Raw genomic sequence first — 6,700 nt, forward strand, 5'->3', positions numbered from 1 at the left:
TGAACGGTGCCACCAAGGTCCAGCGTCAATGTTTCAGGCGCATCTCGGGATGATGAAGGTTTGATAACAGTGAACAGGGTGATCTCCCCCCTTGAGGGGGAGATGTCGCCGAAGGCGACAGAGGGGTCGCCTCGCATGGAGCGCCGACCTCCATCTGCACCAGGAGGCCGAGCCCGGTCGGACCGACCTCCTCTGGCCGCTTCGCGGCCATCTCCCTCTCAAGGGGGGAGATTAGCGCTCCGCCGTCGCAGCTACGCCGCCTGCGGCTCCGGATCGAAAGCCGGCCGGCTGGTGTTGATCAGCAGCGAGATACAGGCGGCGGCAATCGCCGTCATGCCGGCAATCAGGAAGGCCAGTTCGTAATTGCCCTGCAACTCGCGCATGGTGCCGCCGAAAGCGGCGGCGGTGGCCGCGCCGATCTGGTGACCGGCGACGATCCAGCCGAACACGATCGGTCCGCTGCGGTCGCCGAACGCCTCATTGGCGAGCCTCAGCGTCGGCGGCACGGTGGCGATCCAGTCGAGGCCGTAGAGCACGGCGAAGATGATCAGGCTGGTCGCCGAGAAGCCGGAATAGGGCAGATAGATCAGCGACAGGCCGCGAATGCCGTAATAGACGCCAAGCAGCTTGCGCGGATCGTAGCGGTCGGTGAGCCAGCCCGACAGCGTCGTACCGATCAGGTCGAAAATGCCCATCATCGACAGCAGGCCGGCGGCCTGAACCTCGCCGATGCCCATGTCGCCGCAGAAGGCGATCAGATGGGTACCGACCAGACCGTTGGTGGTGAAGCCGCAGACGAAGAAGGTGGCGAACAGGTACCAGAACACCCTTGTGCCGGCGGCACGGCGCAGCGTGTTGAGCGTATGCGCGAGGAAATTGCCTTGCGACGCAGGCGATGTCGGCGGCACGTCGTCGGCCTCGGCGCCGTAGCGCACCATGCCGATCGAAGCCGGACGCTCCGGCACCAGCAGCCAGACCAGCGGTATCAGAGCCGCGGTGGCGATCGCGACCGCTATGACGACCGGCTGCCAGCCACCGGACTGCGCCAGAGCAGCGATCATCGGCAGGAACACCAGCATGCCAGAGGCGCTTGAGGCCGACATCAATCCCATGACAAGGCCGCGATTGGTCTTGAACCAGCGATTGACGATGGTGGCGCCGAGCACGCTGGCGACAGCGCCGGAACCAATGCCCGAGAACACGCCCCAGGTGATGAACAGATGCCAGGGCTTGGTCATCAGCAGGCTGAGCGCGGTTGAGCCCGACATCACCACCAGCGAGGCGAGCAGCGTGCGACGCAGCCCGACGCGCTCCATCAGGGCTGCGGCAAATGGACCGGTGAGACCGTAGAGCAGGATGCCGACACCGGCGGCCAGCGAGATGACGTCGCGCCGCCAGCCGAAACTGTTCTCCAGCGGCAGCATCATGACCGCGGGCGCGGACCGCAGGCCGGCCGCGACCAGCAGGCAGAGGAAGATGACGCCAACCACGACGAAGGCGTAGCGCTGGCCAAAGGGACGGGATTGAGTTATCATGTTACTGACCGGTACGTTGCAGGGTGGGAACCTGTATCGTACCGATCGGTAACATTGTCAATCGAGTCACACGATGCCAACGGACAAAAATATTGATCTGACCATCAGGCGTGGTCATGCATCGGCGCCGCCGAAGGCCGCCAAGAAGATCCTCGATGTGGCCTATGATTTGTTCTACCGGCGCGGCATCAGGGCGATCGGCGTCGACGAGATCGTCAAACGCGCCGGTGTCACCAAGCCCAGCCTCTATCGTAGCTTTCCGTCCAAGGATGAGTTGGCCGCTTCCTATCTCAGGCAATACGATCTTGAATACTGGGAGCGTTTCGATGAGGCGGTCGCCGCTCATCCCGGCGACCCGCGCGCGCAGATCAAGGCTTTCCTGACCCGTATCGGCAAGCGCACGCAAGTGGCGGACTATCGCGGCTGCGGCATGACCAACGCAGCGGTCGAATATCCCGACCACAGCCATCCGGCCCGCGTCGTCAGCGAGGCCAACAAGCAGGAATTGCGCCGCCGCCTGCGCGCCATGGCGGTTGCGATGGGTGCGCAAGACCCTGACACGCTCGGCGACGGCCTGCTGCTCCTGATCGAAGGCGCCTATATCAGCGGCCAGCTGTTCGGGCTTGGCGGCCCGGCGCAAGCGGTCGCCCGCAACGCCGATCTGTTGATCGAAGCCAGCTTGAAGAAATAGCGGCAGGCGATACGCTAGGACAGCCTCCAACGGAGATGTCCCGCGATGCGTAGCCTGCTGATTTCGCTCACCCTCGCCGGCTTCTGCCAGGCTGCACACGCCGACGGCATTGCAAGCGCCTATACCGATCTCGACTCGAAGAAGGATTGCGTGACCTATGCGCAGGCCGAAGAAGGCGACGGCGACTGGGCCGAACTCGCCTGTTCGGGTTATCGCGGCTATCCCGTGCTGATCGCCTATGACGATGCCCGTGAATCGCTGTTTTACGGTTTTCCGCCCGGCGGCGACATGACAACGGTCTGGGAAAGCTTTTCCGGTTTCAATTCATCCGGAGCCAAGATCGAATGGCGCATCGAGACCAAGGGCGAGACGGCGGTGCCCTTTGCCGCCATCCACCGCCGCTCGATCAGCAACCCGGACGACGAAAAAAAGCCGACCGACGTGCTGCTCGTCGCCAAGGTCGGCCAGATGGGCGCCCGCGACGGCTGCACGGTCGGCCTGGTGCTGGCCACCGGCAATCCCGCCGCCAACGACCAGGCGCGCAAGCTTGCCGACGACAAGGCGCGAACCTTCGCCTGCGGCAAGGACAGGCACACCGTCATCGGCAAGGTGCCGGCTTTCGGCCGGGTCGACAACTGACCGGTCGGGCTACTTGCTCTTCTTCGCCCGCTCGATGGCGTCGACGATCATCTTCTTGGCATATTTGGAATCGTGCCAGCCTTCGATCTTGACCCATTTGCCGGGCTCGAGATCCTTGTAGTGCTCGAAGAAGTGCTGCACCTGCTGGCGCGTGATATCGGGCAGATGGGTGTATTCGGTGACGTTTTCGTAGCGCAGCGTCAGTTTTGGTGACGGCACGGCGATCACCTTCTCGTCCTGGCCGGCATTGTCTTCCATCACCAGCACGCCGATCGGCCTGACGTTGATGACGCAGCCGGGCACCAGCGCGCGCGTGTTGCAGACCAGCACGTCGATCGGATCGCCGTCACCCGACAGCGTATGCGGCACGAAGCCGTAATTGCCGGGGTAGCGCATCGAGGTGTGCAGGAAGCGGTCGACGAACAGTGTGCCGGCCTCCTTGTCCATCTCGTACTTGATCGGCTCACCGCCGATCGGCACCTCGATGATGACGTTGATGTCCTCCGGCGGATTCTTTCCGATGGCTATGGCTTCAATGCGCATGGCTTTGTCCCTCTTTTGATGAGAGATCGATAGCGGGCGGCGCGCCATGGTGCAATGCGGCGAATGGTGCTGGGTGTGATAAGACGCGGCGGCCGAAAAGCCGGGCTGTCATTCCCAGACGAAAGCGACCTTCTTCAGCGCCTTCTGCTCGAAGATCTCGACGCCCTCGGCGACATCGCGGCCGCCGGCGCCGGCATAGAAGGCAAGCGCGTTCTGGTTGTCTTCCAGCGCCCAAACCACCATGCCTTTCAGCCCATGATCGGCCAGACGCGCCCTGGCCGCCGCGAACAGCCGGCTGCCAAGCCCGATGCCCTGATATTCCGGCCGCAGGTACAATTCGTAGATTTCGCCCTGCTGGCGCAGTTCGCGGGCACGGTTCTTGCCGATCGTCGCATAGCCGGCGATCTTGCCGCCGATTTCGACCACCAGAACGGTAGCGGCGCGGCGAATCGCATTCGCCCACCAGTCGGCGCCGCGACGGTTGATCATCGATGTCAGGGTACGGTGCGGAATGATGCCGGAATAAGCGCCGCGCCAAGCCTCCAGATGCACCTCGGCGATGGCACTGGCATCGCGCGGGTCAGCTTTTCTGATGTCGATGGTCAGCGTATTCATGATTTGTTAACCATAAACCCGCATCGCCCGATTGCAAGAGTCCGGGCGGCCCGGCGCCGGCTTTCTCACAGGCGATCATCGCATCGGTGAGGCGCCTTCGAAATCTCTCTGGAAGAACTCAGATTTCGACCAGATGGTCGTCCAGTTCGTTGCTGTCACCCGCCGTGACCGGGAAATGCTCGGCAAGCACCGCGCCCACCTGCTCGATCGCCTTGACGAAGCCGTCGGCAAGCCGATCATTGCCGGCATGTGCGGTGAGATCGCGCACGACGCCATCCCAGACATGCTGGCCGACCTTGGCATCGATGCCCGAATCGGCGACCACTTCGGCATAGCGTTCGGCGATCGAGACGAAGACCAGCACGCCGGTGCGCGCCGTGGTGCGGTGGACGTTGCGGGCGAGGAATTGCTTGATCGCATTGGCATGCGCCGCCTGGTAACGCAGCCGCCTCGGCACAAGATGGATGCGCAGGCCGGGCATCGCCCACAACAGGGCCAGCACGCAGGCCAGCGCCAGGAGCTGGGCGAGGACGAAATGCGGCAGCCGGATCGACAGCCACCATGCCTCCAGCCCATAGCCGACGGCCAGACTGACGATCAGCATGCCCACGGTCGCCATGAAGGCGGCCGGGAAGAAATAGCCGTCGCTGGCATGCGCCACGACGCAGTAGATCTCGCCGTCGGTTTTCGATTCGGCGGTGCGGATCGCGGTGGCGATGCGCTCATGATCCTGCGGGCTGATTGGTCGTGTTGCCATGATTTGTCTCACCAGCTTCCTGAAGAACCGCCACCACCGGATGAACCGCCGCCGCCGGAAAAACCGCCACCGCTGCTTGACCCCGAAGACCAGCCACTGCTCGAACTTCCCGACGACCAGCCGCCGCCCGACGACGAACCCGTTGTCCAGCCGCTCCTGCCGCCCGACCCGCTCGGTCCGCGGCCGTAGCGAAAGGTCATGCCCAGCCATTTGTACACGCCCGGCGACAGCTTTGTGCCGAACATCGGCGGCAGGAATGCCATCGCCATCCCGCCGAAGAACATCGTCGCCCACAGGATCAGGAACACCGCGAATATTGGGTCGATAGAAATGCTGTTGTCAGCGGGATTACGGTGGCCGCGTGCCTCCAGCTCCTCCGGATTGCCTTCCAGCACCATGATCATGTCGTCGACGGCCTTTCTGATCCCGCCGGAGAAATCGCCAGCGCGGAAGGCCGGCACCATGTCGTTTTCGATGATCAGCTTGGTATGCAGGTCGGTCAGCGTGCCTTCAAGGCCATAGCCCACCTCGATGCGCATCTTGCGATCGTTCTGGGCCACCAGCAGCAGGACGCCGTTGTTTTCCTTGGCCTGGCCGAGTTTCCAGAAGCGGAACAGCCGGTTGGCGTAGGGCTCGATCTCCTCGCCATCAAGGCTGGGGATCGTCGCGACGACGATCTGGTCGGAGCCTTTTGTCTGGAAATCGGCGAGCTTCCGGGTCAGCGACGCCCTGGTCGCGGCATCGATGATGCCGGCATTGTCGACGACACGGCCCGTCAGCGCCGGCAGGTCGGCGGCAGAAGCCGAGAAGCAGGAGAACAGCACGGCCACAGCCATCAGGACGACTGAGGCGAAGCGGCCGGGTTTCGATAGGCTGATGGTGCGGATCGTCATGCCGTCACCAGCTTCCCGACGAGCCGCCGCCGCCGGACGAGCCGCCGCCACCGGAAAAGCCGCCACCGACGCCTCCCGAAGACCAACCGCCGCCGGAGCTTCCCGACGACCAGCCGCCACCGGAGGATCGCCGGCTTGGCTCGAAGGTCATGCCGAGCCAGCGGTAGCGGCCGGGACCGAGCTTCTGGCCGAAAATCGGTGGCAGGACGGAAACCGCGATGCTGCCGAAGAAGATGATCGCCCAGATGCTGATGAAGACGGCGAAGAAGAGGTCGTCGGAATCAAACGGCGCCTGCTGGTTGCGCTCGCCGCGCGCTTCCAGCTCCTCCGGATTGCCTTCCAGCACCATGATCATGTCGTCGACGGCCTTGGATATGCCGCCGGAGAAATCACCGGCGCGGAAGGCTGGCACCATGTCGTTTTCGATGATCAGCTTGGTGTGCAGGTCGGTCAGCGTGCCTTCAAGACCATAGCCCACCTCGATGCGCATCTTGCGGTCGTTCGGGGCCACCAGCAGCAGGACGCCGTTATTCTCCTTCGCCTGGCCGAGTTTCCAGAAGCGGAACAGCCGGTTGGCGTAGGGCTCGACCTCCTCGCCGTCGAGGCTGGGGATCGTCGCCACGACGATCTGGTCGGAGCCTTTTGTCTCGAAATCGGCGAGCTTCTGCGTCAGCGCCGCCTTGGTCGCGGCATCGATGATGCCGGCATTGTCGACGACACGGCCGGTCAGGGCTGGGAGTTCGGCAGCGAGGGCGGTGATCGGGAGGAAGAAGAGGCTGGCAAGAAGGCTAAGAAAGGAAAGGTAGGTATTCCGTGGCGCCCCCCTCTGTCCTGCCGGACATCTCCCCCTCAAGGGGGGAGATTGGACGTCACACCGGCCTTCGCCAATCACCGACGCACAAGGATGAGCAATGCGCTCGAAACTGCCAATCTCCCCCCTTGAGGGCAGGGGAATCGCAGATAAGTTGATTTGCTCTTGCCAAGTAGGAAAAGAGGGATTCTTGAGAGGCTTTCTCGTTACAGAGGA

8 protein-coding genes are annotated in these 6,700 nt (G+C 63.3%); 2 read left to right on the forward strand and 6 right to left on the reverse strand.

Annotation, left to right across the window (positions count from 1 at the left end):
• Window positions 1–251: 251 nt before the first annotated feature.
• Window positions 252–1,535 carry an MFS transporter gene (locus tag NKI73_RS21670; RefSeq protein ID WP_352632927.1) on the reverse strand — a complete coding sequence of 428 codons (1,284 nt, stop codon included), beginning with the start codon at window positions 1,533–1,535 and terminating at the stop codon, window positions 252–254.
• Window positions 1,536–1,608: 73 nt separating this feature from the next.
• On the opposite strand from NKI73_RS21670, the gene NKI73_RS21675 reads away from it, so the two are divergent.
• Both NKI73_RS21675 and NKI73_RS21680 read left to right on the forward strand, forming a co-directional pair.
• A complete protein-coding gene (locus NKI73_RS21675) occupies window positions 1,609–2,226 on the forward strand; it encodes a TetR/AcrR family transcriptional regulator (RefSeq protein WP_352632928.1) in 618 nt (205 codons plus the stop codon).
• A gap of 45 nt (window positions 2,227–2,271) precedes the next feature.
• Complete coding sequence (locus tag NKI73_RS21680) at window positions 2,272–2,865, forward strand: hypothetical protein (RefSeq protein WP_352632929.1); 594 nt, start codon at window positions 2,272–2,274, stop codon at window positions 2,863–2,865.
• 9 nt (window positions 2,866–2,874) lie between these two features.
• Here NKI73_RS21680 and ppa read toward each other — a convergent pair whose 3' ends face one another.
• The 5 genes from ppa to NKI73_RS21705 form a co-directional block, all read right to left on the reverse strand.
• The gene (gene ppa, locus NKI73_RS21685) at window positions 2,875–3,408 is read right to left on the reverse strand and encodes an inorganic diphosphatase (protein ID WP_258590510.1); all 534 of its coding nucleotides are present in this window, start codon (window positions 3,406–3,408) and stop codon (window positions 2,875–2,877) included.
• A gap of 108 nt (window positions 3,409–3,516) precedes the next feature.
• Window positions 3,517–4,023 carry a GNAT family N-acetyltransferase gene (locus tag NKI73_RS21690; protein ID WP_056586049.1) on the reverse strand — a complete coding sequence of 169 codons (507 nt, stop codon included), beginning with the start codon at window positions 4,021–4,023 and terminating at the stop codon, window positions 3,517–3,519.
• A gap of 118 nt (window positions 4,024–4,141) precedes the next feature.
• On the reverse strand, window positions 4,142–4,780 hold the full coding sequence (locus tag NKI73_RS21695; RefSeq protein WP_352632930.1) for a TPM domain-containing protein: 639 nt from the start codon (window positions 4,778–4,780) through the stop codon (window positions 4,142–4,144).
• 8 nt (window positions 4,781–4,788) lie between these two features.
• The gene (locus tag NKI73_RS21700; protein ID WP_502909580.1) at window positions 4,789–5,616 is read right to left on the reverse strand and encodes a TPM domain-containing protein; all 828 of its coding nucleotides are present in this window, start codon (window positions 5,614–5,616) and stop codon (window positions 4,789–4,791) included.
• A gap of 61 nt (window positions 5,617–5,677) precedes the next feature.
• Window positions 5,678–6,526 (reverse strand): TPM domain-containing protein, encoded by an 849-nt coding sequence (locus NKI73_RS21705; RefSeq protein WP_352632931.1) that lies wholly within the window; start codon window positions 6,524–6,526, stop codon window positions 5,678–5,680.
• Window positions 6,527–6,700: the final 174 nt, after the last annotated feature.

The sequence above is a fragment of the Mesorhizobium sp. M0496 genome (genome assembly GCF_040321205.1).
In the GTDB taxonomy this organism is placed as follows: Bacteria; Pseudomonadota; Alphaproteobacteria; order Rhizobiales; family Rhizobiaceae; genus Mesorhizobium.

Bases quoted from the DNA above. Each gene is read 5' to 3' on its own strand.
- NKI73_RS21700 (WP_502909580.1), bottom strand. From the start codon at position 5,616: ATGGCTGTGGCCGTGCTGTTCTCCTGCTTCTCGGCTTCTGCCGCCGAC.
- NKI73_RS21695 (WP_352632930.1), bottom strand. From the start codon at position 4,780: ATGGCAACACGACCAATCAGCCCGCAGGATCATGAGCGCATCGCCACC.
- ppa (WP_258590510.1), bottom strand. From the start codon at position 3,408: ATGCGCATTGAAGCCATAGCCATCGGAAAGAATCCGCCGGAGGACATC.
- NKI73_RS21690 (WP_056586049.1), bottom strand. From the start codon at position 4,023: ATGAATACGCTGACCATCGACATCAGAAAAGCTGACCCGCGCGATGCC.
- NKI73_RS21675 (WP_352632928.1), top strand. From the start codon at position 1,609: ATGCCAACGGACAAAAATATTGATCTGACCATCAGGCGTGGTCATGCA.
- NKI73_RS21670 (WP_352632927.1), bottom strand. From the start codon at position 1,535: ATGATAACTCAATCCCGTCCCTTTGGCCAGCGCTACGCCTTCGTCGTG.
- NKI73_RS21680 (WP_352632929.1), top strand. From the start codon at position 2,272: ATGCGTAGCCTGCTGATTTCGCTCACCCTCGCCGGCTTCTGCCAGGCT.